Genomic DNA, 25,508 nt, shown 5'->3' with positions numbered 1-25,508 from the left:
CCGTGCCGCCCGCCTGCCGCATGCCTGCAGAATCTCCGGCTCCTGCCGCGCCTGGCGTCGTGAGGGCACCAGCACCCGGATTGTCGACGAACCATGCGCCATCGATCATGCGAATGGCGAATGTTTCACCAATGCGCGATCGGTATGCTTTTTCTTTCGTCGATCGTAGGGCCCGGGTCCGGTGCGCGCGGGTGGCCGCTCTTCCGACACGGGGTGCGACGCCGATGTCGTGCGCGGCTGCATTCGCAGGACAGCCGGGTCCCATGGTGATGCTGCGATCGCCGTGCTACATCGATCGCCTATGCGTTCGATTACCGTGACCTGTTTGCTGTTTGCGGCGACTCTGGCGTGCGAGCTCAAGGCCGTGCCCGAGGAGTCCGCCACCGCGCCCACGAGCGATGCGACCGAGACTTCGGCGGGCGAGACCGAGACCTCCGGGGAGCCGACCGGGACGGCGACGACGACCACCACGGAGACCACGACCACCGGGAGCGAGTCCTCGCCGAGCGAGGCCAGCGTCACCGAGACCGGCGAGGAGACCGAGCAGCCGCCGCCGCTCGAGCCGACGCCGTGCGAGGGCGAGGCGGTGCCGCTCGAGGTCGCCAAGCTGGCCCGGGTGGTCATCCCCGACGAGCCCGAGTGCGCGGTGCAGACGACGAGCTGCTGGGAAGGCCCGGAGGAGGGCACGCTCGAGGTCCACCTCGCCGGGCAGGCGCACGCGTGCGCCGATACGGAGCAGGGGCTGGAGTGCGGGCAATGGGAGGTGAAGATCTGGATCCCGCCGGGCCACCAGTCGCCGGGCCTTCATCAACTCACGGGCCCCGAGGTGCGCGGGGTCGAGTCGGTGTACGGCGCGGACCAGGGCGACGGGGTGTGCGACTGGAGCGCGACGATGCTCGACGCGACGCTCGAGATCGTGTCGATCGACGCGAGCGGGATCGAGGCCCGCCTGTGCCACGTCAACTCGCCGCAGCTGGCCGCCGCCGGGATCGACCTCGCGGGCAGCTTCTCGGTGTCGACCTGCGAGTGACAGCGAGCGCGCGACGGCTCGCTCCGCCGCGCGCCAGCTCGAGGTCACCCTCGACCTGCCTCGCCGATGAGGCGGCCGTCGGATCGCATCGAGTCACGTGAAACGGGCTGTGAGGCCACCTCACGGCGTTTCTTCGCGCATGTCCTGGAAGACATGTCCTCCGAGACATCCGTCGCGCGTACGCCCTGAGCGAGGGGATGGCGACCGCGCGCGACGGCTCGCGGCGCCCGGTCAGCGGCGGCGCGGGGCCTTGCGCGCGGCGTGGGCGATGCCTTCTTGCAGCGTCGGCAGGGTGACGACGCCGCGCAGGTCGACGTCGAGGCCGACGAGGGTGCGGGCGACGTCGGGGCGGATGCCGGTGAGGATCGGTTCGACGCCGAGGAGGCGGACGGCCGCGGCGGCGCGCAGGAGGGCGCCGGCGACGGCGGTGTCGGCGTGCGGGACGCCGGTGATGTCGAGGATCGCGTGGCGGGCCTTGCGGGCGGCGCAGCCCTCGAGGAGGACCTCGATGATCTGGTCGGCGCGGCTGCCGTCGAGGGTGCCGACGATCGGCATGGCGACGACGTCGTCGCCGAGCGGGATCAGCGGGGTCGAGCGCTCGGCCAGCGCCTGGGCCTGGGTGCGGATCAGCTCCTCGCGGATCGCGGCGCGCTCGGCCTCGGCGCGGTTGCGGCCGGTGACGTCGAGGTAGACGACCACGGCGGCGAACATCTCGCCGCTCTCGTCGCGCACGGGGGCGGCCGAGAGCTCGAGGGTGACGATGCCGACGCTCTCGTCGAGGCTGCGCACGTCGATCACGCCGCTGTGCGGGTCACCGGTGGCGAGGGTGCGGTAGAGCGGCAGCTCCGAGAAGGGGACCGGGTCGAGCGTGCCGGTCTGATACATCGTGTAGGCCTCGTAGTAGACGCGGCCGTCGGCCTCGACGCGCTGCTTGCCCATGGTCTCGACGCCGATCTGGTTGGCGAGCAGCGGCTTGTGGGTGCCGGCCTCGGCCAGGTAGACGCCGACCGGCAGGTTCTCGAGCACGGCGGTCAACATCCGCCGCTGGCGCTCGACCTGGCGCAGCGACTCCTCGCGCTCGGCCAGCAGGCGGCGGCCGGCGAGGAACGAGGCTAGCCCGAAGGACAGGGTCTTGAGGACATATCGCTCCTCGCTGGTGAACGTCCGCGGCGCGCCGAAGTGGGCCACGACGACGCCGATGACCCGGCCGGCGGCCTCGCTGTGCAGCGGCAAGAACACCTGGGCGCGGATGCCGTGGCTGATGATGAACTCGCGGTAGACGGCGTCGCAGCGCGGGTCGGCGGCGATGTCCTCGAGGAACACCGGCGCGGCCTGGTCGTACCAGAGCTGCGAGATCGAGAGGTGCGAGCGGAGGTCGATCTCGCCGTCGGTGGCCGCGAGGCCGGCGGCCTCGAACCACTGGGCGACGTGGCGAGCCAGGACCGGGACGCCGTCCTCGAACACGGTGGTGAGGTGGAGGTTGACGGCGAACGGGCCGAGCGGGCGCAGGTAGACGAGCGCAGCCCCGAGCATCTCGACCTCGTTGCGGGCCTCGGCGAGCCCGGTGAAGACCGTGGCCAGGATGTTCGCGGTCGACATGGAGAGCTCGACCGGGGGAGCGACGGTGTGGGGCATACGCGGGGGCTCAAGGTAGCTCGGGACGCAACGCCGTTCACAGGTCCGCGCCCGCGTCGCCAGTGCGCCCGCGCGCGGGGGTCGCCGCAGCGGCACCAGCGGCTCCTGGATGCGATCCTGGAGTGTCATGATCCCTCGATCGAGCGCCGCGTCGGGACGCGTGTCCGGGGCGCCGCGTCGGCGCGACGTCGCGGCCATCGCCGGTTGCGCCGTGCGTGGCGATGCGCGACGGTGCGCCCGTGACCGGCTCGTCTCGCATCTCCACGCTCGCCGTCCACGCCGGCGAGCGCCACCCGAACCCCGACGACGCGATCGTGCCGCCGATCGCCTGCACCGCGACCTATACGTTCCGCGACACCGCCGCGGTGCGGGATCACTTCGAAGGCCGGGTCCAGCGCGAGGAATACGGCCGCTACGGCAACCCCTCGGTGGCGGCGGTCGAGCGCAAGCTGGCGGCGCTCGAGGGGGCCGAGGACTGCGCGCTGCTGGCCAGCGGGATGGCGGCGATCTCGACGACGCTGTTCGCCCTGCTGCGCCAGGGCCAGCACGTGGTGTTGACGGCCGACGGCTACCGGCGGACGCGCCAGTTCGTGACCGGCTTTTTGCGCAAGTTCGGGGTCGAGGCGACGCTGGTCGAGCCCGGCGATTACGAGGCGCTCGCGGCGGCGATCGTGCCGGGCAAGACGCGGGTGCTGCTCGGCGAGTCGCCGACCAACCCGTACCTGCGCGTGGCCGACCTCGATCGGCTGGCGGCGATCAAGGCCCAGCACCGCGGCTCGGGCCTGAAGATCGTGATCGACGCGACCTTCGCCACGCCCGTCAACTTGCAGCCGCTGCGGCGCGGGGCCGACCTGGTGATCCACGCCGGCACCAAGTACCTCGGCGGCCACAACGACCTGCTGGCGGGGGCCGTGTGCGGCGACGCCGGGCTGGTCGGGGCGGTCCGGGACCTGCGCGGCATGCTCGGCGGGGTGCTGGACGGCCACAGCGCGTACCTGCTGCACCGCGGGCTCAAGACCCTGGCGCTCCGCGTCGAGCGGCAGAACGCCAGCGGGCAGCGCATCGCCGAGTTCCTCGAGGGCCACCCGGCGATCGAGCGCGTGTTCTACCCGGGCCTGGCCTCGCACCCCGACCACGCGGTCGCGCGGGCGCAGATGCGAGGGTTCGGCGGGGTGGTCAGCTTCCTGGTCCGCGGCGACCTCGACCGCACGTCGCGGTTCATCGACGCCTGCACGGTGCCGCGGATCGGTCCGTCGCTCGGCGGGGTCGAGAGCCTGATCGAGCAGCCGGCGCTGATGTCGTTCTACGAGCTGACGACGGACGAGCGGCGGGCGGTGGGGATCCGCGACAACCTGGTCCGCCTGGCGGTGGGCGTCGAGGACGTCGAGGACCTGCTGGCCGACCTCGACCAGGCGCTGCGGGCCTGAACGACAGGTCCCTCGGGACATGCTCTCCGGGGCATGTCTGCATGGGCATGTCCATCGGGACATGCCCCCGAGGCCAGGCGGTTCAGGCCTTGGGCGCGGCGGCGCCGACGATCCGGCGCAGGTTGGCGAGCTTGATCGGCTTGACGACGTGCTCGTCGAAGCCGGCCTCGTGGGCGAGCTCGCGGTGCTCGGGCGAGCCGTAGCCGGACAGGGCGATCAGCACCGGGGAGTGGCCGTCGAGCCCGGCGCGGACCCGGCGGGCGACCTCGTAGCCGTCGATACCGGGCAGGCCGATGTCGACGAAGGCGACGTCGGGCCGGCCCTCGAGGGCGCAGCGGACCCCCTCGAGCCCGTCGGCCGCCTCGGCGACGTCGTGGCCCTGCAGCTCGCACAGCTTGCGCAGCATCTTGCGGCCGTCCTCGTTGTCGTCGACGACGAGGATCCGGCGGCGGGCGGGGGCGGCGGCGGGCTCGCTGGGCTGGGCCGGGGCCAGCTCGCGCGCGGCCTGCAGCGGCAGCCGGATCGTGAGCTCGGTGCCGAGGCCGAGGCCGTCGGAGCGGGCGGTGATGGTGCCGCCGTGGAGGTCGATGAGGCCGCGCGCGAGCGTGAGCCCGATGCCGAGCCCGCCGTGCGAGCGGTCGAGCGAGCGGGTGGCCTGGGCGAACAGGTCGAAGATGGCCGGCAAGGTGGCGGCGTCGATGCCGATGCCCTGGTCGCGCACGACGACCTCGGCCTGGCCGCCGACGAGCGCGAGGCGGATCTCGATGGTGGTGCCGGCGTCCGAGTACTTGCTGGCGTTGTCGAGCAGGTTGGTCAGCACCTGCTCGATGCGCCCGCCGTCGGCCAGCACCGGCACCGGCTGCGGCGGCAGCACGAGGCGGAGCTCCTGCCGGCGCGGCCCCGCGGCCCGCTGGCGCATGACTTCGACGACGCGGCGGACCAGCGCGGCGAGGTCCATCGGCTCGCGGTGGAGGACGATGCGGCCGCGAGTGACGCGCGAGACGTCGAGCAGGTCGTCGACGAGGCGGGTGAGGAGGGTCAGCTGGCGCCCCATGATGTCGCGCGTCTGCTGCTCGAGCTCGTCGCGCGGCGGGTAGCGGTCGAGCACGGGCAGGCCCATGTGCAGCGCGGCCAGCGGGTTGCGCAGCTCATGCGCCAGCATGGCCAGGAACTCGTCCTTGCGCCGGTCGGCCTCGACCAGCAGGCCGTTGCGCGCGACCAGGGCGGCCTCGGCGTCGTGGAGGCGGAGCAGCGCGCGCACGGTGGCGATCAGGTCCTGCGGCTCGAACGGCTGGGTGAGGTAGCCGTCGGCGCCGGCCTCGACGCCCTCGACGCGGTTGGTCGAGGTGACGAAGGTGGCGGAGGTGTGGAGGATCTTGATGTCGCGGGTGCGCGGGTCGGCCTTGAGCCGGCGGCACACCGTGAGGCCGTCGATGTCGGGCAGGCGGATGTCGAGGACGATGAGGTCGGGCTTCTGCTGCGGGTCCTGGGCCAGCGCCATCGCCTCGCCGCCGGTCGAGGCCTCGATGACCTGCATGCCGGCGTTCTTGAGCATCTTCGAGACCATGTAGCGGTTGGCCACGTGGTCGTTGACGTTGAGGATCAAAGGTTTGCGGGCGTCTTTCACGCTCCACCTCGTTCGTTGGCGGGCGGCTGCTCACGGATGCCCGCGTGACGGAGCGCGTCGCGGATGCGATTGATCGCCAGCTCGCGCGACAGGTGCTCCTTGGAAAGGATGGCCTCGGTGCTCTCCGCCAGCCGCTGTCGGTCCTCTACGGGGAGCGCATGCGAGGTGACGATGATGACGGGGATCGGTCGCGTGCGCGGGTCGGCCTTGAGCTGGTCGATCACGTCGAACGCGGTCATGTTTTCGAGCAGGAAGTCGAGCAAGATGACGTCGGGCCGCTCGCTCAGGGCCAGCTGGACGCCGGTGTCGCCGTCGGCGGCCTCGAGCAGCTGGTAGGGCGTCGCCTCGAGGAATTTCTTGATCAGGTAGCGGGCCGCGGGCTCGTCGTCGACGACCAGGACCTTGGCGCCGCGCCCGGCGGCCAGCACCTGCAGCTTGCGGATCAGCTTGTCCTCGTCGACCGGCTTGAGCCAGAACTCGTCGGCGCCGAGCGCCCGCGCCCGCGACTCGCGGTTCATCACCGTGCACACCAGCACCGGGATGTCGTTGGTGGCCGGGTCGCGCTTGATGTCGGCGAGGAAGTTCCAGGTGTCCTCACGCTCGAGCATGACGTCGAGCAAGATCGCCGAGGGCCGGACCTGCTCGAGGACCTTGCGCGCGTCCTCGGTGGTGCGCGCCGGCAGCACCTGGAAGCCCGCCATCGACAGGTAGCGCTCGTAGACGAACACGGCGCTGCGGTCGTCCTCGACCACGAGCACGGGGGCGCGCGTCGGGTCAGGCTGGCTCGCGGCGACCTCGAGCTTGCGGAACGCGTCGATCTCGGCGTGCTCGAGCGGGACGGTGACGCAGAAGGTCGAGCCGACGCCGGGGGTGCTCTCGAGCTCGATGCGGCCGCCCAGCGCCTCGGCCAGCTTCTTGGCCAGCGGCAGGCCCAGGCCGGTGCCGGTGGCGGCGCGCTGGAGGGCGCCGTCGATCTGCACGAACTCCTCGAACACGCGCGCCTGGTCGTCGGCGGCGATGCCGATGCCGGTGTCCTCGACCAGCACGCGCAGCTCCTCGCCGTCGACGCGGGCCGACACGCGGACGGCGCCGCGCTCGGTGAACTTGAGCGCGTTGGCGATCAGGTTGCGCAGGATCTGGGCCAGCTTGCCCTGGTCGGTCTCGAGCCCGACGTCGGGCGCCGGGTCGAACAGCAGCTCGACCCCGCCGCTCTCGCGCACCAGCGGTCGCATGGTCCCGCGCAGCGCGGCCCAGAAGTCGGGCAGGGCGAAGCGAGCGGCCCGGATCGGCGCGTTGCCGGCGTCGAGCCGCGAGAGGTCGAGCATGTCGTTGATCATGCGCGACAGCTCCTCGGCGGAGTCGCGGATGAAGGCGACCTGGGTCTGCTGCTCGTCGTTGAGCGGGCCGTCGGAGGCGGCCAGCAGCAGGCGCGAGAGGCCGAGGATCGAGTGCAGCGGGGTGCGGAATTCGTGGCTGACGCCGGCGACCAGGCGGCTCTTGACCTCGGCCGAGGAGCGCAGGCGATCGGCGTGTTGCTCGAGCTCGGCGTGCAGGGCCCGGATGGCCTTGTTGGACTCCTCGAGCCGGGTCTTCTGGCGCGCGAGCTGGCGGTTGAGGTCGACGATCTCCTGCACCGCGCGGGCGGCCTCGCCGATCGCCTCGGCGTAGCCCTGCGGGACGAAATTGCCGACCAGAGCGATGCGCCCGTCGAGCGCGCGCGCCGAGAACGACAGCGTCACCGGCTTGCCCGCGAGCACGAGCGGGAGCTCCCAGCCGCCCACCGGCTCGGTGGCCGCCTGGCGCAGCAATTCGTCGAGCTTGGTCTCGCAGCCGGGCACGACCGCCGCGCGCAGCTCGGCCGCGGCGCGCAGGCCGTGCCGCTCGGCTCGCGGGTCCGCCCACTCGATCCGGCTGTCGGGGGCCACGATCAGCGCGAGCTCGCGGCTGAGCGCGTCGATCGTGGCTTCGAGTGAGGAGGTGGTCGGCTGCATACGGCTGAGCGCGGAGGCTCTCCCCTGTTTGGCTCATACACAAGCACTCGTCGACCCGCGATGACAGATTGTCATTAAAGTCACCCGCGCCTTGACCCGGCCGCGCGTGCGGAGCACGGTGGGATCGTGACCGCGGCCCGCGACCCGCTTCGCCGGCTCAAGGACGACACTGCAGATCTCCACCGCGAGGCGGAGCTCCACGTGCGAATCCTCGACGCCGACGCGACCTTGACCGACTACCGCCGCTACCTGGCGGCGATGCTCGGTTACCACGCGCCGCTGGAGGACCGGCTGGGTGCTCACGCCGGGCTCCTCGCCGTCGGCTTCGCGGCCGCCGAACGGCGCAAATCCCCCATGCTCGTGGCCGATCTGGGCGTCCTGGGCGAGGATCCCTCGACCGTGCCCCGATGCGCGGCGCTGCCCTCGACGGCCTCGCTGGCGAGCGCGCTCGGGGTCGCCTACGTGCTCGAAGGCTCGACCCTCGGCGGCCGCTACATCCTCGCCAAGCTGCCGCCGGCGCTGACCGTGCTGCGCGGACGAGCGACCGCGTTTCTGGCCGGCTACGGGCCGGACACCGGGGCTCGCTGGCGCGCCTTCGCGGCCGTGGTCACGCGGGTGGTGAGCACGACCGAGGCCGAGGCCGAGGCCGTGCTCGCGGCGCGCGCGACCTTCACGCGCCTCATCGACTGGCTGGCCCCGCGCACGCGAGCGGCCGGGCAGGCGTTGCGGGAGGCGTCATGACCCCGGTGCTGGCGCAGCTGCGCGACAGCTACCTGCGGGCCCAGCTCGCGGGCGATCGACGCGAGGCGGTGCGGCTGCTGCTCGAGGACGGCCTCGGCGGCGGGGCCCACGTCGACGAGCTGCAGTTGCACGTCATCCGCGCGGCGCAGGACGAGATCGGTCGGCTGTGGCAGCTCAACCGCGTCAGCATCGCCCAGGAGCACATGGCGACGGCGATCTCGCACCTGTCGCTGGCGGCGCTGTTCGAGCGCGCGACGCCGCAGCCGCCGCTCGATCGTCGCGTGGTGCTGGCGTGCGTCGAGGGCGAGCTGCACGAGCTGCCGGCGCGCCTGGTCGCCGACGTGCTCGAGCTCGCGGGCTTCGAAGTGCGCTACCTCGGCGCCAACGTGCCGACCGAGGAGCTCGTGGCGGTGGTGCGCGAGGAGCAGCCGGACCTGATCGGGCTGTCAGTGACGATGAGCTTCAACTTGCCGGCGCTGCGGGCCGCGGTCGCGCGCGTGCGCGAGATCAGCGATCGCCCGGTGTTCATCGGCGGACACGCGACGCGCTGGTCGCCAGGCCTCGCGGGCGAGCTCGGGGTGGTGCAGGCAGGCGACGACGCGGGCGAGCTGGTGACGACGGCGCGGCGGCTGGCGGGGGTCGAGGCGTGAGCCACGAGGCCCTGATCGCGCAGCTCGCGGAGGCGAGCGACCGCCTGACCGAGCGCGTGCTCGGCGAGATGTACGTCGACCCGTTCTGGCGCGAGCGCTTCGGCGAGCGGGCCGACCGGCACGGCCGCCAGGACGGTCGCTTCCACGTGCAGTACCTGCAGCAGGCGCTGGCCGGCGACGACCCGGCGGTGCTCGAGAACTACGCCCGCTGGTTGCAGCAAGTGCTGACCGCGCGCGGCATGTGCACGCTGCACCTGGCCGAGAACTTCGAGCGTCTGGCGGCCGCGATCGCCGACGAGCCGTGGCCCGACCGCCAGGCCGCGGTCGACCTGCTGAGCGCCGCGGCGGCCGCGCTGGCGTACCCGGACGGGCTCGCGCGCGAGGTCCAGCGCCGCGCCGATACTTTGGTCCTGGCCGCCGCGGTGGCCCTGGCGGCCGCCGGCGACGACGAGCCGCTGCAGGTGGTGGAGCTCGGCACGCTGGTGTCGTACTGCGCCGACGCGCTGGCCCTGGGCTCGCCGGCGGTGCTGGCCGACCATGTCCGGTGGTTGGCGGGGTTCCTGGGCCGCCGCGGCATCCCGCGCGCACATCTGGTCCGGCGCGTGGAAGCCATCCGCACCGCGCTGGCCCAGCAGCTGCCCGACGAGCCCGCGCTGGCCGAGCTGTTCGCGGCGGCGCTCGCGGCGGCCGAGGCGTGAGCTGTCCGTGAGGACATGCTCGATGGGGCAGGGTGAGCGCGGAGGCGAGCGGCGGCGGAGTGCTCGGTGGGACATGTTCGGAAGGGCATGTCCCGTGGAGCATGTGACTTCACGGTCCGGCGCGCGAATGTCTTTGACGACATGCTCGATAGAACATGTCCGATTGGCCAGGCCGGTTCGGGCGACCGTGGCCGCGGGTTGGATCACCCCCGTCGGAGCCCGGCGGCTGCCCTGGATCTCGCCGTGAGGAACCGGGCCATCGGCGCGGCCACGACGGGCCGCGCACGGCCGCTCGCGGGCAAACCGCCCGGAATCGCCCGCGGGGTCCGCCGGCGCCTCGCGCCTTTCGGCGTCGGGCGGGCTCGCGGAGGGGCCGTGCAGTCGCTCCGGCGAGGGCGGCGCGCTTGCGCCGCTGCGTGGCGACGCGTTAGCCTGACGGGCGATGTTGCGCAAGTTCGCCGTCCTCGCGCTCGCCCCGCTGTTCGCCTGCGGTTCGACCGACGCCCCCCACACTGAGACGGACGGAGCGAGCTCGACAGGTGACGGGAGCACGAGCGAGACCTCCGGCGAGCCGGCCTATCGAGCGACGATCCGGCGCACCAGCTTCGGCATCGCCCACATCCAGGCCGACGATCTCGGCAGCGCGCTGTTCGGCCAGGCCTACGCGTTCGCGCAGGACCACGTGTGCACGCTGGCCGATCAGATCGTCAAGGTCCGCTCGGAGCGCGCCAAGTACTTCGGGCGCGGCAGCGGCGACGCGTTCCTGACCAGCGACTTCGCCTACCTCGCGCTCGAGGTCGGGCCGCGGGCGCAGCGGATGTGGGACGCGGCGCCTGCCGAGGTCAAGACGGCGATCGAGGGCTACGCGGCCGGCTACAACCAGTACCTGCGCGATACGCCGCCGGGGCAGCTGCCGGCCGACTGCGCCGGGGCGCCGTGGGTCAAGGAGATCGACGCGCTCGACCTGGCCCGTTATTACGTCGACCTCGGGCTGCTCGGCAGCAGCAATCAGCTGGCGGGCTACATCGGCACGGCCCAGCCGCCGGGGTCGCCGCTGCAGCTGCCGGGCGGGCCGCTCGCGGGCCTCGGCACGCTGACGAGCGGCGGCTTCGGCAGCAACGGCTGGGCCCTCGGCGCCGAGAAGACGACCAGCGGCGGCGGCATGGTCGTGGCCAACCCGCACTTCCCGTGGACCGGCGAGCTCAAGCTGTGGGAGAGCCACGTGACGGTGCCGGGGCAGCTCAACATCTACGGCGTCGGCCTGATGGGCGTGCCCGGGGTGCTGATCGGCTTCAACGACGAGGTCGCGTGGACGCACACGTTCTCGTCGGGCACGCGCTTCACGTTCTACAAGTTGACGCTCGACCCGGACGATCCGACGGCCTACCTGTACGACGGTGCCTCGCGGCCGATGACCGCCAAGACCTTCGAGGCCGAGGTCGCAGGCGAGGGCAAGGTGTCGCGCACGATGTGGTACAGCCATTACGGGCCGATGCTCAACGTCGACCCGATCGGCTGGTCCGGCGACCTCGCGCTGACCTACCGCGACGCCAACATCGACAACCCGCGGCTCATCGAGCAGTTCCTCGGCATGGACCGCGCGACCAGCCTCGACGGGTTCAAGCAGGTGTTCAAGACGGTGCAGGGCATCCCGTGGGTCAACACGATGGCGGCCGACAAGCACGGCGACGCGTGGTACGCCGACGCCTCGGCGACCGGGCAGATCACCGAGGCGGCGATCGCCGGCTGGCAGGCGGCGATCGAGAGCGATTTCCTCACCGGGCTGCTGTACCAGCAGGGCGGCCTGGTGGTGCTCGACGGCAGCGACTCCAGCTACGAGTGGCAGGACAGCGGGGACGCGCGCGCGCCGGGGCTGGTGCCGTTCTCGGCGATGCCGCAGCTGGGCCGCCGCGACTTCGTGCTCAACGCCAACGACTCGTACTGGCTGGCCAACCCGGCGGCGCCGCTCGAGGGCTTCTCGCCGCTGCACGGGGCGGAGCGCGCGCCGCAGTCGCCGCGCACGCGCGTCAACGCGATGCTGCTGCAGAACGAGGCGCCGTTCGTGGCGGCCGGCGAGGACGGCACGTTCTCGCTGGCGGAGATCCAGGCGGCGATCCAGGGCAACCACTCGCTGACCGCGGAGCTGGTGCTGGACGCCTTGCTGGCCCGCTGCGACGCGCAACACGTGATCGAGGTCGCCGGCAGCGTCGTCGACCTGCGCACGATCTGCCAGCTGCTCGGCGCGTGGGACCGCCGCTTCGACCCCGACAGCGTCGGCGCGGTGCTGTTCCGCGAGTACCTGGCGGCCTATGGCCCCGACTCGGTGCTCGACCGCGGCTCGCTGTTCAACGTGCCGTTCGACGTCGACGACCCGGTCCACACCCCGCACACGCTGATCGCCCCGGCCGCGGGCCAGGTCGACGGGGCCCTGGTGGCGCTCGGCGAGGCGGTGGTCAACCTGCGGACCGCCGGGGTGCCGCTGTCGGCCCCGCTCAAGCAGCTGCAGCGAGCGCCGCGCGGCAGCGTCGAGATCGGGGTCCACGGCGGGTTCGCCAAGGAGGGCATCGCCAACGTGGTCGGCTACAACGGCGGCCTCAACTCGACGCTGCTGCCGAAGGTCGGGCGCCCGCCGGCGATCGACGGCACCGCCGGCCTTACGGAGCGCGGCTACGTGATCAACTACGGCTCGTCGTTCGTGATGGCGGTCGAGATGCTGCCCGACGGGCCGCGCGGCGAGGCGTTCTTGACGTACTCGCAGTCGGAGGACCCGCGCTCGCCCCACTTCCGCGACCAGACCGAGCTGTTCTCGCAGAAGCAATGGCGACCGCTGCTGTTCCGCGAGGCCGACATCGCCGCCGACCCCAACCTGCACGAGACCGTGGTCGAGGGCAGGTGATGCCGATGCGCTCGTTCTTCCTCTACGCCGGGATCGCCCTGGTCGCGGGCTCGACGCTCGCGCTCGAGATCTTGCTGACCCGCATCACCAGCGTGATCGCGTGGTACCACCTGTCGTTCTTCGTCATCGCGCTGGCGATGCTCGGCATGACCGCGGGCTCGATCTACGTGTTCATGCGCCCGGCCCGGTTCACCCAGGCGACGGTGATGCGCCGGCTGGCCCGCAGCTCGGCGCTGTTCGCCGCGCTGGCCCCGCTGGCGGTCGCGTGGACGATGTCGGGGCCGCTGCTGCCGGTCATCGACCTGATGGGCTTCTTCGCCCTGCTCGGCTTCGGCGCGGCCCTGGCGGTCCCGTTCGCGGCCGCCGGGGTGGCGCTGACGCTGGCGCTGACGCGCGCCGGGCTGCCTCCGGGCCGCGCCTACGGCTGCGACCTGCTCGGCGCGGCGGCCGGCTGCGGGCTGGTGATCCCGCTGCTCGACGTGGTCGACGCCGCCAGCGCGGTGCTGGTGGTCGGGGCGATCGCGGCGCTCGGCGCCCTGGCCTTTGCGACATGTGACGAAGACCCTGGCGAAAAGCGCAGGTCCCTCGGGACATGTGGCGCGCTGACGCTGGCGCTGCTGGGGTTCGCCGGCTTCAACGCGGCCGCCGAGGCGCCGCCGCTGCGCCCGGCGTGGGTCAAGGGGGTGCGCGAGGACCCGCGCGAGTTCATGCACGTGGCCTGGAACACGCACTCGCGGGTGACGGTCGGGACCCAGATCGCGCTGCCGCCGTACCTGTGGGCGCCGGGGCGCAACATGCCGCTCGAGGCGCGGGCGCCGATCCAGCAGCGAGTGCTGAAGATCGACGGCGCGGCGGCGACGCTGATGGCCGAAGGGGCAGGTTCGGATCACGCGTACCTCGACTGGGACCTCAGCACGTTCGCCCACCGCCTGCGCCCGCACGGGCCAGCGGCGGTGATCGGGGTCGGCGGCGGTCGCGACGTGCTGGCGGCGCTGCGCAGCGGCCACGCGCCGGTGGTCGGGGTCGAGCTCAACGCGGCGATCGTCGACCTGCACCGGCGGTCGATGGCGGACTTCTCGACCATCGCGGCGCGCCCGGGCGTCGAGCTGCACACCGACGAGGCGCGCAGCTTCTTCTCGCGCGACGACCGGCAGTACGAGGTGATCACGATGTCGCTGATCGACACGTGGGCCTCGACCGGCGCCGGCGCGTACAGCCTGTCGGAGAACGGGCTGTACACGGTCGAGGGCTGGCTGGTGTTCCTGCGCCGCCTGGCACCCACGGGGGTGTTCACGGTGTCGCGCTGGTACAAGAAGGAGTCGCCCGGCGAGACGGCGCGCATGGTGGCGCTGGCGATGGAGGCGCTGTGGCAGCTCGGGGTCGAGAAGCCGCGCGCGCACCTGCTGCTGCTGCAGGTCGAGAGCGTGGCGACGCTGCTGGTCTCGCCGACGCCGTTCACCGCGGACGACCTCGACCTGATGCAGCGCGAGGCGGTCCGGATCGGCGTCAACATGGTGCTGACGCCGCGTCGCCTGCCAGCCCAGCCGCTGCTGGCGGAGCTGGGGGCGATCGAAGACCGGGCGACGCTGTGGCAGTGGGCCGAGCGCCAGACGCTCGACCTGACGCCGCCGACCGACGACCGGCCGTTCTTCTTCAACATGCTGAAGCCGGGCACCTGGCTCGAAGGCCAGGAGGAGCTCAGCGAGCTCGATCTCGGGTTCCTCGGCAACCTGCAGGCGACGCAGACGCTGGTGTACGCGACGCTGGTGAGCCTGCTGCTGACGCTGGCGGCGCTGCTCGGGCCGCTGGTGGCCCGGCCGGCGCAGACCGAGGTGAGCCGAGCGAGCGAGCCGACGACGGGGCTGGCCCCGGCGACGCTGGCGGCGGCGCTGGCCTACTTCGCGCTGATCGGCCTCGGCTTCATGTTCGTCGAGATCGCGCTGCTGTCCCAGGTGGGGGTGTTCGTCGGCCACCCGACGCTGTCGCTGGCGGTGGTGCTCGGCGGCATCATCCTGTCGGCGGGCATCGGTAGCCTGCTCAGCGGCAAGCTGGCGGTCGAGCGCGGAGGGGCCGTGGCGTGGCTGTTCCCGCTGATCCCGGCGCTGATGGTGGTGGCGGCCCGGCTGGCGACCGGCCCGGTGACGGAGAACTTCGCCGGCGCCGAGACGACGATCCGCGTGCTGCTGTCGATCGCCCTCATCGCGCCGCCCGCGGTGGGGATGGGCATCTGCTTCCCGCTGGGGCTGCGCCTGGTCGAAAGGGCAGGCGGTCACGCGGTGACGCCGTGGCTGTGGGGCATCAACGGGGCGTTCGGAGTGTGCGCGAGCGGCCTGGCCCTCGGGACATCCATGACGTGGGGCATCTCGACGACGATGGCGATCGGGGCAGGCTGCTACCTGGCGCTGGTAGCCTGCGCGCGCAAGTTGGCGCGCGCGGGCAGGTGAGAGCGGCGGGCTCGTAGCGGCCTCGCACGCGAGCGACCGGGCGCTGCGGACCGTCAGCGCTCCGGCGCGTCGCATCGCAGCGACACGAAAGGCCGGGTCGGAACGGCGACCCCGCGATGAGTGGATCGCTGGCTCGTTGCCTGCGCGCGCCGAATGCTGGCGAGCAACGGCCTCAAGCTCTGGAACTGCTGCCTCCTCACATCAGGTCGGGATCCGGGTCCCGACGCACGAAGGCGACGCGCAGGCCGCAGAGCACGATGCAGGCGACGAGCATGGCGATCGTTCCGGCGCGCTCGGCAGTCTCCCAGGGCGGCTCCTGCATGGTGCGGAGCATCGCCGCGAGGCAGAGGATGAGCAGCGCGTCGGTGACGAAGTGCCCGGCGGTGCGCGTGCCGACCTCCTCGCTGCCGGCCCGCGCGGTGGCGACGGTGCGCCGTCCGGCGCGGATCCGCCGGAGGAGGATCCAGTGGCCGCCGATGGTGGCGGCGAGGAACAGGAGGAGGAGCACGCCATCCTCGGCCGAGAAGCCGCGGACGACGCTCGCGACGACGGCCCCGGTCCCCAGCAGGGTGAACATCTGGATCAGCAGATCGGCGAGGACGCCGAGGATGGTGAACAGCACGACCATGGCTTCAGCCCGGCCGCGTGACAGCGCGCAGCCACTGCAGGTAAGGCTCGCCGCAGGCGCTCGGCTGGAGCGCGACGACCTTGGGGACGGAGTAAGGGTGAACGTCGGGGATCGCGGCGTAGAGGGCGTCGAGGCGATCGGGGGTGGTCTCCATGACGACGAGGGCCTCGTCGTCGCTGCAGATCTGGCCGTCCCACCAGTAGCGCGAGCGGACCTGCGGGAGGATGTTGCCGCAGCCGACGAGGCGCCGCTCGAGCAGCGCGAGGAGGATCTTCTCGGCCTGGTCGGGAGGACAGGTCATGAGGATGACGTGGATGTCGGGAGCGTCGCCAGGCATGGTTCGAGCGTAGCGCAAGAGAGCCTCGAGAGCGCCAGGGCAGTGTCAGCAGACGCAGCCGCAAGCCTCTGGCAGCTCGGGGAACTCGGTGCTGCATTGCTCCCAGCCGTCGGGCTCGACGCCGCAGGAGCCGCCGGGGTGGTTCACGACGTCGAAGTTGCCGTCGCCTTGATCGCGGACGTACACGCGCTCGAGATCGGGGCAGCCGCTGCCGAAGCAGCCATCGCCGACGTAGAAGCCCTGGACGCAGTGCGCCGGCCCGGCGACGACTTCGCAGCCGGTGTCCGGGCTCCACTGCGCGACGGTCTCGACCCACACGCAGTCCGAGTGGCCGCCCGGGCCGGGGATGGCGTGGCAGTCATCCAGGTTCGTTTGATCGCTGCAATCACCCGCCGGCGCTCCGGTGGTGCTCGTGACCTCGGTGCCGGTGGGCTCGGAGCTCGAGGGGGTGCCGCTGTCCGTCGCTGCCTCGGTGTCGGAGGTCCCGGAGGAGGAAGTGGTGAGCGGTTCGCCGGTCGTGGTGGGCGACGTCGAGGAGGAGGAGGTGGTGCTCGCGGTGCCGGACGACGAGGTCGTGGAGGTGCTCGTGGGGCCGGTGGTGGTGTCGCTGTCGCTCTGCTTGGCGGGGCCGCAGGCGAACAGCGTCAGAGTCACGGACAGGTATGCATGAAGGGATCGACGCATAAGGTTCTTGCCGGCGACCCTACGCGCGATCGCGGGCCCCGACCAGGGCGCGGTCGCTCTGCTCACGGTCGAAGGTTCGCGAGGCTTCGACGGCATCCGAGCCGAGGGTCGTGCTGTCCCTCGGGACAGGTGATTGCACGCTCGAGCTGACGAGTCCGTGGAGCCTTCGCGGTCGACCGACCGGGGGCTCGAAGGAGATCGGCGCGGCCGGTTCATGATCTGCTCGAGATCAGAACGTGACGGCGCTGGCAGGGTCTCGCTCGATTGCGCGTACAAGGATGCGGATCCGCGGTGCAGCGGGCCGCTGTCGCGATGTCGATGGGCAGTAGTGCGCAGCGCGAGTTCGCGCTGGCAGAACGCTCGGCTTGACAGGGCTGCGCGGCCGGTCGGATAAGGCTTGGCGGCCGCTTGGGCCCTCGCACTTATGGCGAAACCGATCATCGTCAACTGGGGCGGCGTGCAGTCGACCTTCGATCACGAGAAGCTCGACCGCGCCAAGCTGTACGGCAAGCGTCAGCGCCAGATCCTCGACCCTCACGAGCAGCGCTGCGAGCGGGCCGAGCTGTCGCGCGACGGCACGCTGCTGATCCGCTCGGGCATGACCGCGCAGGGCTACTTCGACGAGGGCAACGCGTGGATCCCGAACGGCAAGCTGGTCGGCCTCGACGGCGACGGCAAGCCGCTGCCGCACATCCCGAGCACGCTCGGCGAGGCGCAGAAGCTCGAGGGCCCGATCGATCCGGGCGAGCTGCTCGACCTCGCGGTGCGCTCGGTCTACACGCTCGACCCGAACGGGCTCGACCCCAAGCTCGAGGGTGAGCTGCGCGGCGGCAAGGTGTTCCGCTTCGTGTTCAGCTACCGCGGCGGCTACGACACCGAGCTGGCCTACCTCGTGTGCAACGGCGGGGCCTACTTCGCGCTGGTGGGCTCGCCGGCGGTGAGCGAGTGGTGCGAGCTGCAGACCACCGTGGCCGACGATCCGGGCGGCGACGACGACGGTGACGAGCTCGACTTCGAGATGTTCTGAGGGACAGGTCAGGGAGACAGCCATGCGCAAGATCCAGCTGATGAACGAGGAGAAGCGCGACGCCACGCTCGCGCTCGAGTCGGTCAAGGAGAAGGTCGGGCCGGTGTCCGGCGTGCCCGGCAAGAAGCTCGAGTTCCGCCGCTACCTGGCGACCACCGAGGCCGGCACTTTCGGCAAGCTCAGCGCGCTGCCGGGCGACCTGGCGCAGGCGCTCATCGACGGCGACCCCGAGATCGACATCGAGCAGGTCGGCAAGGTCGTCGGCGACACGCAGACCGTGTTCCTGTCGAGCAAGGGCGAGGTGCTGCACGCCTCGCCGAGGCTGGTCGACGTGCTGTTCGGGCCCGACGGGGCCGAGCGCGAGCGCAAGCCGGCGGCCGACATCCCGGCCAACACCAACGAGAAGGAGTCGCCGGTGCGGTTCACCCCGCGGCGGCTGCCCAAGGCCGAGGTGGTCACCAAGTTCGCGTTCCGCCGCACCATCCAGATCAAGCACGTCGACGGCCTGTCGTTCGACTTCCTGTTCAAGATGGCGAAGGAGCTGCACGACAAGGGCGAGATGGCGCTGCTCGGCGCCGGCGGCAAGGGCCGCGATCCGCTGATCTTCCAGGAGAACGGCACGCCGTACCGCGGCTTCCTCGAGGGCCGCGTCGACGGCCAGAAGTACAAGCTGCTGCTCCACCTCTCGAACCTCGAGCTGCGCGCCCCGGGCGCGCCGGCCACCTGACCTTTCGGACAGACCGGAGATTTTCATGAGCCTGTTCTCCACCGACAGCGCCCGTCCGCTCGGCAAGGGCAAGCAGAGCCCGGCCGGCAGCCTGCTCGATACCGAGCTGGCGGCCATGTTCCGCAACTACAAGCGCGCCGTGGCCGGCAGCTACCGCGCGCTGCCCTTCGAGGACCTGGCCCGCGGGTCGGTCCCGCCGGGCGTGCTGCAGGTGTCGCCGAAGGTCGACGGCGAGCTGTGGTTCCTGGTGCTCGACGAGCAGCAGGCGATCCTGTGCTCGCCGACCGGCCGCGTGGTCTCGGGCGACGTGCCGGTGCTGCTCGAGGCCAAGGCGGCGCTCGGGCGCAAGCAGGGCCGCACGGTGCTGGCGGGCGAGCTGTTCGCCGCCAAGGCGCCGGGCCAGGGCCGGCCGCGCGTCGGCGACCTCGGGTCGGCGATGGGCGGCGAGGCGCAGGCGCAGGTCGAGCGCATGGCGTACTTCGCGTTCGACGTGCTGCACGGCGGCGACGCCGAGGCGCCGCAGCGGCCGCCGCTGTACGTCGACCGCCTGGCGCTGTGCCAGCGGCTGCTGGCCGGCGGCAAGCGGCTGCAGGCGATCAAGACCGAGGCTGCGACCGGCGCCGAGCAGATCATGCAGCGCTGGAACGAGTGGGTCGAGGGCGGCAAGGGCGAGGGCCTGGTGGTCCGCACCGCCGACAACCTGGTCTTCAAGCTCAAGCCGACGATCGACATCGACGCGGCGATCATCGGCTACACCGACAGCTCGGACGAGCCCGAGGCGGTCGGCTCGCTGCTGCTGGCGATGATGCGCGACGACGGCCAGTTCCAGGTCATCGGCGCCTGCGGCAACATGCCGACCGAGCAGCGCAAGTCGTTCTACCAGCAGATGTCCGGCAAGGCCGTGGCGTCGAACTACCGCTACGCCAACAGCAAGGGCGCGCTGTACCGGTTCGTCCCACCGGAGACGGTGATCGAGGTCAAGGTCACCGACATCCAGGGCGAGGACTCGAGCGGCGACCCGATCCTCCGCATGGTGCTCGAGCACTCGCAGACCGGCTGGCGCACGATCCGGGAGATGCCCGGCGTGTCGATCCTCCACCCGGTGTTCTCGCGCATCCGCAGCGACAAGACCGTCAACCCGGTCGACATCCGCGTGGCCCAGGTGCTCGAGCGGGTCCAGATCGACAGCCTCAACAAGAAGGCCGAGCGCCTGGTCCTGCCGGCCTCCGAGGTGATCCGCCGCGAGGTCTACGCCAAGAGCGCGAAGGGCCAGCAGGCGGTCCGCAAGCTCGTCATCTGGCGCACCAACAAGGACAAGGCCGACCCCAACTACCCGGCCTTCGTGGTCCACTGGACCGACTTCTCGGCCGGCCGCAAGACGCCGCTCGAGCGCGAGGTCCGGCTGGCGCCGACGCTCGGCGAGGCGCTCAAGATCGGCGACGAGATGGTCGGCGAGAACATCAAGAAGGGCTGGGACAAGGTCGGCTGATCGCGGCTGATCGCGGCTGTCCGCGAGGGCATGTCCCTCGGGCCATGGCGAAAGGGGCAGGTACTTCGGGACCTGCCCCTTCGTGCATGTGCGATCGTACAGGCGCCCGCTGGTGCGCCGGCAGGCGCGGGCAGAGCTGCCGTTGGCGCGGCGGGCACGGGCTGCGGCCGAGACCTGGCCCTTCGGTCAGGCCGTCTCGCCGCCGTCGATCGCCAGCGCCTGACCGGTGACGCCGCCGGCGCCCGGGCGCACGAGCCAGGCGATCAGGTCGGCGACCTCGGCCGGGCTGCGCAGCCGGCCCTGCGGCGAGAAGCGGGCCAGCGCCTTGCGGGCGTCGTCCTCGCTGCGGCCGGTGGTGGCCTGGATGTTGCGGGCGGCGTCGGCGACGATGTCGGTGTCGGTGAAGCCGGGGCAGACGGCGTTGACGGTGACTTCCTTGGCCGCCAGCTCGACGGCGAGGGCGCGGGTCCAGCCGAGCAGACCGGCCTTGCTGGCCGAGTAGGCGGCCGTGTACGCGTAGCCCTTGAGGGCGGCGGTCGAGGCGACGTTGACGATCCGGCCCCAGCCGCCGGCGATCATGCCGGGCACGAGGGCGCGGGTCAGGACGAACGGGGCGGTGCAGTTGAGCTCGAACAGGCGGGCCCAGTCGTCGTCGCCGGTGCGCGCGAGCGGGGCGGAGTGGGCGGCGCCGGCGTTGTTGACGAGGACCTGGACCCGCGCGCCGAGCTGGCCTTCGAGACCTGTCACTTCGGACAGGAAGGAGCGGCGAGCGGCCGGTTCGCCGAGGTCGACGCCGAGGACGTGGGCGCCGTGCGGAGCGCCGAGCTCGGCGGCGGTGCGCGCGAGGACGTCGCGGTCGCGGCCGGCGAGCAGGAGGGTGTGGTTCGGCGCGAGCGCCTCGGCGACGGCGCGACCGATGCCGCGGCCAGCCCCGGTGATGAGCGCGAGCGGTGCGTTCGACATGCGGGGCAGTGTAACCGCCCGGCCGAGCGCGCGTGTCATCACCGCGCTCACTTCTTGAACGGCGAGATCAGGTCGGGCGAGGTCGACGACTTGGGCTCGGGCTTCGGCTTGGGCGGCGGCTCGACGGGCGGGGGCGGCGGCTCGGGCTTGGCCTCGGACTTCTTCGGAGAGGTGGCCTTCTTGCTCGTCGGCTTGCTCGCGGGCAGCGGCTCGAGCGTGACGGCGACGATCTGGTCCTCGCTGGGCACGAGCTTCAGCGGGGCCTCGACGCGGCCCGCGGCGCGCAGGCGGAGCAGCCGCGCGCCGTCGCTGCGCGGGAGCTGCAGGCCGCGCGGGTCGGCGGTGGTGCCGAGCACCGCGCCGCGCTCGTCGAGCACCTCGGCGGCGAGGCCGGCGGTGTCGATCCGGACCGTCACCGTCGGCGGCGCGAGCGGCAGCAGGTCCGGCGAGAGCGGGGGCGGGGCGGGCACGGGCGCAGGCGGCGGCAGCGGCAGCAGCTCGGGCGCGCTGACCGGAGGGACATGTTCTTGGGGACCTGTCCTGTCGGCGCTGTCCGAAGAGTCAGCCAGAGTGAACAGCACGAGCGCGCCGGCGGCCAGGACGGCGCCGCCGAGGCCGGCGATCAGCGCGACGTTCGTGCGCGGCGGCGGCGGGGCGAACGGCATCGGGAAGGCCGGGGCGGTGGTCTCGGGCAGGGTCGGCCGCGGCGGGGCGTCGGCGCTGCGGAACTGCATCGGCGCGCCGCGGGCCGGCCTGGCGCGCGTGGTCTCGGGCACGAGCTCGGGGGCGACGCCGGCGTCGACGGCCAGGAGCGCGGCGGCCAGCGCGTCCATGGTCTGGAACCGCAGGTCGGGGTCCTTCTGCAGCGCCTTGAGGACCACGGCCTCGGCGGCGGCGGGGATGTCGGCGTGCGGGGCGACGTCGGCCGGCCGCGGCGGGGCGTCGAACATGTGCTTGTTGAGCAAGCCCATGAAGGTCTCGGCGACGAACGGCGGCTTGCCGGTCAGCAGCTCGAAGAGGATCACGCCGACGGCGTAGATGTCGACCCGGTGATCGTGGCGCTCGCCCTGGGCCTGCTCGGGCGACATGTACTCGGGCGTGCCGAAGATCATGCCGGTGCGCGTGAGCGCCTGGCCGACCCCCTCGTCGGGGTTTTGCAGCTTGGCGATGCCGAAATCGAGGACCTTGATTACGTCGCGGCCGTCGCGGACGAGGCGGAAGCAGTTGCCCGGCTTCATGTCGCGGTGGACGATCCCGCGGTCGTGCGCGGCCTGCAGGGCGCGGCACAGCTGGACGACGATGCCCTGCGCGCGGGGCCACGGCAGCGGCGCCTCGCGCTGGATGACGGCGGCCAGGTCCTCGCCCTCGAGGTACTCCATGACGAAGAAGGCGGTGCCGTCGGCGGTCTCGCCGAAGTCGTGGATCTCGATCACGCCGTCGTGATCGATCGCGGCGGCGGCCCGCGCCTCCCGCAAGAACCGCTCCTTGAGCTCGGGCTTCAGCGCGTACTCGGGGGCGAGGATCTTGATCGCCACCTTCTTGCGGATGAGCGCGTGCTGGGCCAGATACACCGAGCCCATGCCGCCGGCGCCGAGCAGCCGCTCGAGCGTGTAGGTGCCCTTCAGGAGGTCGCCGATCCGCCGATCGGAGGGCGGGGCGGGGCCGTCGCTGCCGGCGGGGCGGACGGTCTGCGCGCGGGCGTCGATCGGCAGGGTCTTCGCGCTCGGCTCGGACATCGCGGCTCCGTGCGCGCACGGGCGCCGGAGGTGCAGTGTGGCACTGTCGGCCCGCGGCCGTGAAGGTCGGGCGGCGCCGGTGCGCGCGTGCGGTCGATAACGCGCGGGGCGGACGCAGCCCGCTTGTCGCTGCTTCGCCGGAGGTGGTAGCGTCGGGCGTGCTCTCGCGCGGACGGAGGCGTCAGAACGGCCGAATCCTCGCGCAGACGCGGTTTTTTCGGCTGGTCGCGGCGATCGCCCTGAGCCTCGCGGCGGCCGCCCCGGGGCCGGCGGCGGCGCGCCAGGGGCCAGCGGCGAGCACCGATGAGGCGGAGGCGCAGCGGCTGTTCGAGGAGGGCTCGCAGGCCTACAACCTCGGCAAGTTCGAGGTGGCGCTCGAGAAGTTCGAGGCGGCGTACGAGCTGAGCCGCGCCGAGGCGCTGCTCTACAACCTCGGTCAGGCGTACAGCAAGCGCCACGAGGTCGAGCCCGATCCGGCGTACCTGCGGCGAGCGCGGGTGCTGTTCCTCAACTTCGCCAAGATCAGCGAGGCGGCCGGCAGCGACGCCCGCGACGCGCGCGCCCGGGTGGCGGCGATCGACGCCCAGCTGGCCGCGATGCCGCCGGCGGGGGGCGCGACGCAGCCCGAAAGGCCGGCGCCGGGGCCGGAGCTCGAGTCGAAGCAGGCGCAGCCGTATCGCCCGCGCGCGCCCGGGATCGCCGGCTACGCGCTGATCGGCGCGGGCCTGGCCCTCGGGACAGGTCTCGGCGCGGCCGGGCTGGTCAGCGCCGGGCGCATCGACGATCAGCGGCGCGAGGAGGGTCAGTACGTGCCGCTGCCCTCGGGGCGCGAGCAGCTGTATGCCGATCACTATCAATCGGCGCGCACGCTGGCGTTCGTGGGCATCGGGGTCGGCGGGGCGCTGGCGCTGGCAGGCGTGGCGCTGGTGGTGGTCGACGCGGTGCGCGGCGACCGGGCCGGGCCGCGGCGCGCCCAGGTGCGGCCGGGTGGCCTGGCGGTGGCGTTCTAGCGGAGGTCCATGCGCGCGCGTCTCAGTTCGCTCCCCGTCGCCGCGATCGCGGCGGCCAGCTGCTTTCAGGTCGAACCGCTGCCCGACTGCGGGGCGAACGCGGGCGAGGGCGGGCTGCACACGCCGCATCACGTGTGCATGCCGCGCGCCGGGGCGCCGCTGGAGCTGCCGATCGCGCCGCGTCGGCTGCTGCGCGGCGACTTCGACGACGAGGGCGTGGACAACGACTTCGCGGTGCTGCTCGACCTCGGGCGCATCCAGATCCACACGACGCGCGCGCAGAAGACCGAGCTCAGCGCCGAGCTCGAGATGGCGGGCCGCATCGAGGCGATCGCGGCGGCCCGCTTCTTCGGCGAGGGCCACGGCGACGACCTGCTCGGGGTGACCGCGGGCACGCCGGCGACCGGCACGGCCGGCAAGGTGTTCGGGTTCCACAACGGCGGCGACATGTTCGCGCGCACGTCGCCGGAGCAGTTCGACGCGGCGACGCTGGTGCCGTGGGGCAACTGCCCGGCGCCGAACAGCATCGAGACGCTCGACGTGGTCGGGGTGGAGAAGACGACCGGCCTGGCGATCGGCTGCGAGAGCGGACCGGCGCCGAAGGACAAGCCCGACGAGGAGCCGCTCGACGGGATCGTGGTCGCGGCCGACGACGGGGCCCTGTTCGCGCTGCAGCGCCGGGTGGGGCTGCAGATCCCGGAGCTCACCGGGATCCACGCGGTCAACGTCGCCCAGCTCGACGGGCTCGGGTTCGAGGACATCGTGGCCGCGCACAGGCCGAAGGACAGCGAGCACGAGTCGCTGGCGATCTACCTGGTGAGCAAGGACGCGTTCACCATGAAGGCCGACGAGGCCGAGCGCCTCGACATCCCGCTGTCACACTACGAGATCCGCCGGGTTCTGCTCGACGACCTCGACGGCGACGGCGATGTCGACCTGGTCGCGGTGCACCCGACGGCCCGCGGGATCTCGGTGGTCCGCCAGCGCCGCAGCGAGCCGCTCTTGTTCGAAGCGCCGCAGTTCTTCGAGGTCGGCCAGGAGATCCGCGACGCGGTGCTCGGCGACTTCACCGGCGACGGCGAGGTCGATGTCGCGGTGGCCCACGACGTCGACGGCACCGGCCTCAACGCGATCAGCGTGCTGGTCCGCACCCCCGATCTGACGCCCGGACAGGTCGAGTACGCGCTGGCGCCCGCAGGCGAGGTCAGCGGCGAGATCGTCGACCTCGAGCCGCTCGACTACGACGGCGACGGCCGCATCGACATCGGCGCGGTGCTGAAGGTCGGCAGCGAGGGCCGGGTGTTCTTCTGGCTCAACCGCTCGCCTGGCGGGGAGTGAGCGGCGAGCGCGGCGGGGCAGCGCTCGCCACCGATGTCTGAAGGGACATGCCCGATCGGGCATGGCGAAGGGGACATGTCCGTTCAGGCATGTCCTCGAGGGCAGGCTCACTTCTTCGAGAAGCGGGAGCCGATGGCGAAGCCGAGCAGCAGGGGGACCAGGCCGATCACGACCACGGCGGTGGCCCAGCCGGCCTCGGTGAGCTTGGCGCTCTCCGGCGGCTGGTAGTAGTCGCCGTGGGTCTGCAGGATGCTGCAGGTGGACTCGTCGGTCACGAGGCGACGGGTTACCAGGTCCTCGCGGGTCTTCTTGCAGGGGAAGATGTCCATGTGCGAGTTGGCGGCCACGAAGTAGGTGGCGCCGACCAGCACGAGGCCGAGGATCAGCTTGAGGGGGGTCGGGCGGAACATCGCACCCGGGGTACCGCGGC

The 25,508-nt window shown here is 72.2% G+C and carries 21 protein-coding genes; 12 read left to right on the top strand and 9 right to left on the bottom strand.

The window, feature by feature from the left end; translation table 11 throughout:
* Nucleotides 1-301 precede the first annotated feature (301 nt).
* Nucleotides 302-1,030, top strand: coding sequence for a hypothetical protein (locus tag POL25_RS01725; RefSeq protein ID WP_272084014.1), 729 nt, complete (start codon nucleotides 302-304; stop codon nucleotides 1,028-1,030).
* A 231-nt stretch (nucleotides 1,031-1,261) separates the two neighbouring features.
* Here the strand turns inward: POL25_RS01725 and POL25_RS01720 are convergent, their stop codons facing one another.
* Complete coding sequence (locus tag POL25_RS01720) at nucleotides 1,262-2,629, bottom strand: STAS domain-containing protein (RefSeq protein WP_272084013.1); 1,368 nt, start codon at nucleotides 2,627-2,629, stop codon at nucleotides 1,262-1,264.
* Between the two features lie 275 nt (nucleotides 2,630-2,904).
* Between POL25_RS01720 and POL25_RS01715 the strand changes: the two genes are divergently transcribed.
* Nucleotides 2,905-4,092 carry a trans-sulfuration enzyme family protein gene (locus tag POL25_RS01715; protein ID WP_272084012.1) on the top strand — a complete coding sequence of 396 codons (1,188 nt, stop codon included), beginning with the start codon at nucleotides 2,905-2,907 and terminating at the stop codon, nucleotides 4,090-4,092.
* 82 nt (nucleotides 4,093-4,174) lie between these two features.
* On the opposite strand, the gene POL25_RS01710 is transcribed toward POL25_RS01715, so the two are convergent.
* Together POL25_RS01710 and POL25_RS01705 are read right to left on the bottom strand one after the other, a co-directional pair.
* Nucleotides 4,175-5,719 carry a response regulator gene (locus POL25_RS01710; protein ID WP_272084011.1) on the bottom strand — a complete coding sequence of 515 codons (1,545 nt, stop codon included), beginning with the start codon at nucleotides 5,717-5,719 and terminating at the stop codon, nucleotides 4,175-4,177.
* Nucleotides 5,716-7,710: an ATP-binding response regulator gene (locus tag POL25_RS01705; RefSeq protein WP_272084010.1), complete on the bottom strand. Its 1,995-nt coding sequence runs from the start codon at nucleotides 7,708-7,710 to the stop codon at nucleotides 5,716-5,718. The genes POL25_RS01710 and POL25_RS01705 overlap by 4 nt, the downstream gene beginning before the upstream one ends.
* A gap of 126 nt (nucleotides 7,711-7,836) precedes the next feature.
* On the opposite strand from POL25_RS01705, the gene POL25_RS01700 reads away from it, so the two are divergent.
* The 5 genes from POL25_RS01700 to POL25_RS01680 all read left to right on the top strand — a co-directional run bounded on the left by POL25_RS01700 (nucleotide 7,837) and on the right by POL25_RS01680 (nucleotide 15,139).
* Entirely contained in the window at nucleotides 7,837-8,451 is a 615-nt protein-coding gene (locus POL25_RS01700) for a biliverdin-producing heme oxygenase (RefSeq protein WP_272084009.1), read from the top strand.
* Nucleotides 8,448-9,101 (top strand): cobalamin B12-binding domain-containing protein, encoded by a 654-nt coding sequence (locus POL25_RS01695; RefSeq protein ID WP_272084008.1) that lies wholly within the window; start codon nucleotides 8,448-8,450, stop codon nucleotides 9,099-9,101. The genes POL25_RS01700 and POL25_RS01695 overlap by 4 nt, the downstream gene beginning before the upstream one ends.
* Nucleotides 9,098-9,799, top strand: a complete 702-nt coding sequence (locus POL25_RS01690; protein WP_272084007.1) for a hypothetical protein — start codon at nucleotides 9,098-9,100, stop codon at nucleotides 9,797-9,799. Before POL25_RS01695 ends, POL25_RS01690 begins: the two co-directional genes overlap by 4 nt.
* A gap of 442 nt (nucleotides 9,800-10,241) precedes the next feature.
* Nucleotides 10,242-12,695 (top strand): acylase, encoded by a 2,454-nt coding sequence (locus tag POL25_RS01685; RefSeq protein WP_272084006.1) that lies wholly within the window; start codon nucleotides 10,242-10,244, stop codon nucleotides 12,693-12,695.
* The gene (locus POL25_RS01680) at nucleotides 12,695-15,139 is read left to right on the top strand and encodes a hypothetical protein (protein WP_272084005.1); all 2,445 of its coding nucleotides are present in this window, start codon (nucleotides 12,695-12,697) and stop codon (nucleotides 15,137-15,139) included. The genes POL25_RS01685 and POL25_RS01680 overlap by 1 nt, the downstream gene beginning before the upstream one ends.
* A 196-nt stretch (nucleotides 15,140-15,335) precedes the next feature.
* Here POL25_RS01680 and POL25_RS01675 read toward each other — a convergent pair whose 3' ends face one another.
* From POL25_RS01675 to POL25_RS01665, 3 genes are read right to left on the bottom strand one after another with little or no spacing between them, the layout of a single operon-like run.
* The gene (locus POL25_RS01675) at nucleotides 15,336-15,767 is read right to left on the bottom strand and encodes a hypothetical protein (RefSeq protein WP_272084004.1); all 432 of its coding nucleotides are present in this window, start codon (nucleotides 15,765-15,767) and stop codon (nucleotides 15,336-15,338) included.
* A 4-nt stretch (nucleotides 15,768-15,771) separates the two neighbouring features.
* Complete coding sequence (gene cutA / locus POL25_RS01670) at nucleotides 15,772-16,104, bottom strand: divalent-cation tolerance protein CutA (protein WP_272084003.1); 333 nt, start codon at nucleotides 16,102-16,104, stop codon at nucleotides 15,772-15,774.
* 45 nt (nucleotides 16,105-16,149) lie between these two features.
* The gene (locus POL25_RS01665; RefSeq protein WP_272084002.1) at nucleotides 16,150-16,758 is read right to left on the bottom strand and encodes a hypothetical protein; all 609 of its coding nucleotides are present in this window, start codon (nucleotides 16,756-16,758) and stop codon (nucleotides 16,150-16,152) included.
* A gap of 454 nt (nucleotides 16,759-17,212) precedes the next feature.
* On the opposite strand from POL25_RS01665, the gene POL25_RS01660 reads away from it, so the two are divergent.
* Genes POL25_RS01660 through POL25_RS01650 form a run of 3 tightly spaced genes read left to right on the top strand, consistent with a single transcriptional unit; the run spans nucleotide 17,213 to nucleotide 20,031 of the window.
* The gene (locus tag POL25_RS01660; protein ID WP_272084001.1) at nucleotides 17,213-17,815 is read left to right on the top strand and encodes a hypothetical protein; all 603 of its coding nucleotides are present in this window, start codon (nucleotides 17,213-17,215) and stop codon (nucleotides 17,813-17,815) included.
* Between the two features lie 22 nt (nucleotides 17,816-17,837).
* Nucleotides 17,838-18,542, top strand: coding sequence for a hypothetical protein (locus tag POL25_RS01655; protein ID WP_272084000.1), 705 nt, complete (start codon nucleotides 17,838-17,840; stop codon nucleotides 18,540-18,542).
* 25 nt (nucleotides 18,543-18,567) lie between these two features.
* A complete protein-coding gene (locus tag POL25_RS01650; RefSeq protein ID WP_272083999.1) occupies nucleotides 18,568-20,031 on the top strand; it encodes an ATP dependent DNA ligase in 1,464 nt (487 codons plus the stop codon).
* Between the two features lie 186 nt (nucleotides 20,032-20,217).
* Here the strand turns inward: POL25_RS01650 and POL25_RS01645 are convergent, their stop codons facing one another.
* Nucleotides 20,218-20,994: an SDR family NAD(P)-dependent oxidoreductase gene (locus POL25_RS01645; protein WP_272083998.1), complete on the bottom strand. Its 777-nt coding sequence runs from the start codon at nucleotides 20,992-20,994 to the stop codon at nucleotides 20,218-20,220.
* A 47-nt stretch (nucleotides 20,995-21,041) separates the two neighbouring features.
* Nucleotides 21,042-22,730 (bottom strand): serine/threonine-protein kinase, encoded by a 1,689-nt coding sequence (locus POL25_RS01640; protein ID WP_272083997.1) that lies wholly within the window; start codon nucleotides 22,728-22,730, stop codon nucleotides 21,042-21,044.
* A gap of 158 nt (nucleotides 22,731-22,888) precedes the next feature.
* Here POL25_RS01640 and POL25_RS01635 point away from each other — a divergent pair, with 158 nt between their 5' ends.
* Both POL25_RS01635 and POL25_RS01630 read left to right on the top strand, forming a co-directional pair.
* Nucleotides 22,889-23,740, top strand: coding sequence for a hypothetical protein (locus POL25_RS01635; RefSeq protein ID WP_272083996.1), 852 nt, complete (start codon nucleotides 22,889-22,891; stop codon nucleotides 23,738-23,740).
* 9 nt (nucleotides 23,741-23,749) lie between these two features.
* A complete protein-coding gene (locus POL25_RS01630) occupies nucleotides 23,750-25,078 on the top strand; it encodes an FG-GAP repeat domain-containing protein (RefSeq protein ID WP_272083995.1) in 1,329 nt (442 codons plus the stop codon).
* Nucleotides 25,079-25,185: 107 nt separating this feature from the next.
* Here the strand turns inward: POL25_RS01630 and POL25_RS01625 are convergent, their stop codons facing one another.
* A complete protein-coding gene (locus POL25_RS01625; protein ID WP_272083994.1) occupies nucleotides 25,186-25,488 on the bottom strand; it encodes a hypothetical protein in 303 nt (100 codons plus the stop codon).
* Nucleotides 25,489-25,508 lie beyond the last annotated feature (20 nt).

The organism is Nannocystis bainbridge, from assembly GCF_028368995.1.
GTDB classification, from domain to species: Bacteria; Myxococcota_A; Polyangia; order Nannocystales; family Nannocystaceae; genus Nannocystis; species Nannocystis bainbridge.
The sequence above is the reverse complement of the archived record's forward strand: the minus strand, read 5'-3'. Positions and strand labels throughout refer to the sequence as shown.

Excerpts from the sequence above, each read along its gene's own strand:
- POL25_RS01675 (WP_272084004.1), bottom strand. The coding sequence starts at position 15,767 with ATGGTCGTGCTGTTCACCATCCTCGGCGTCCTCGCCGATCTGCTGATC.
- POL25_RS01720 (WP_272084013.1), bottom strand. The coding sequence starts at position 2,629 with ATGTCGACCGCGAACATCCTGGCCACGGTCTTCACCGGGCTCGCCGAG.
- cutA (WP_272084003.1), bottom strand. The coding sequence starts at position 16,104 with ATGCCTGGCGACGCTCCCGACATCCACGTCATCCTCATGACCTGTCCT.
- POL25_RS01705 (WP_272084010.1), bottom strand. The coding sequence starts at position 7,710 with ATGCAGCCGACCACCTCCTCACTCGAAGCCACGATCGACGCGCTCAGC.
- POL25_RS01640 (WP_272083997.1), bottom strand. The coding sequence starts at position 22,730 with ATGTCCGAGCCGAGCGCGAAGACCCTGCCGATCGACGCCCGCGCGCAG.
- POL25_RS01685 (WP_272084006.1), top strand. The coding sequence starts at position 10,242 with ATGTTGCGCAAGTTCGCCGTCCTCGCGCTCGCCCCGCTGTTCGCCTGC.
- POL25_RS01645 (WP_272083998.1), bottom strand. The coding sequence starts at position 20,994 with ATGTCGAACGCACCGCTCGCGCTCATCACCGGGGCTGGCCGCGGCATC.
- POL25_RS01725 (WP_272084014.1), top strand. The coding sequence starts at position 302 with ATGCGTTCGATTACCGTGACCTGTTTGCTGTTTGCGGCGACTCTGGCG.
- POL25_RS01630 (WP_272083995.1), top strand. The coding sequence starts at position 23,750 with ATGCGCGCGCGTCTCAGTTCGCTCCCCGTCGCCGCGATCGCGGCGGCC.
- POL25_RS01680 (WP_272084005.1), top strand. The coding sequence starts at position 12,695 with ATGCCGATGCGCTCGTTCTTCCTCTACGCCGGGATCGCCCTGGTCGCG.
- POL25_RS01655 (WP_272084000.1), top strand. The coding sequence starts at position 17,838 with ATGCGCAAGATCCAGCTGATGAACGAGGAGAAGCGCGACGCCACGCTC.
- POL25_RS01695 (WP_272084008.1), top strand. The coding sequence starts at position 8,448 with ATGACCCCGGTGCTGGCGCAGCTGCGCGACAGCTACCTGCGGGCCCAG.
- POL25_RS01625 (WP_272083994.1), bottom strand. The coding sequence starts at position 25,488 with ATGTTCCGCCCGACCCCCCTCAAGCTGATCCTCGGCCTCGTGCTGGTC.
- POL25_RS01650 (WP_272083999.1), top strand. The coding sequence starts at position 18,568 with ATGAGCCTGTTCTCCACCGACAGCGCCCGTCCGCTCGGCAAGGGCAAG.
- POL25_RS01660 (WP_272084001.1), top strand. The coding sequence starts at position 17,213 with ATGGCGAAACCGATCATCGTCAACTGGGGCGGCGTGCAGTCGACCTTC.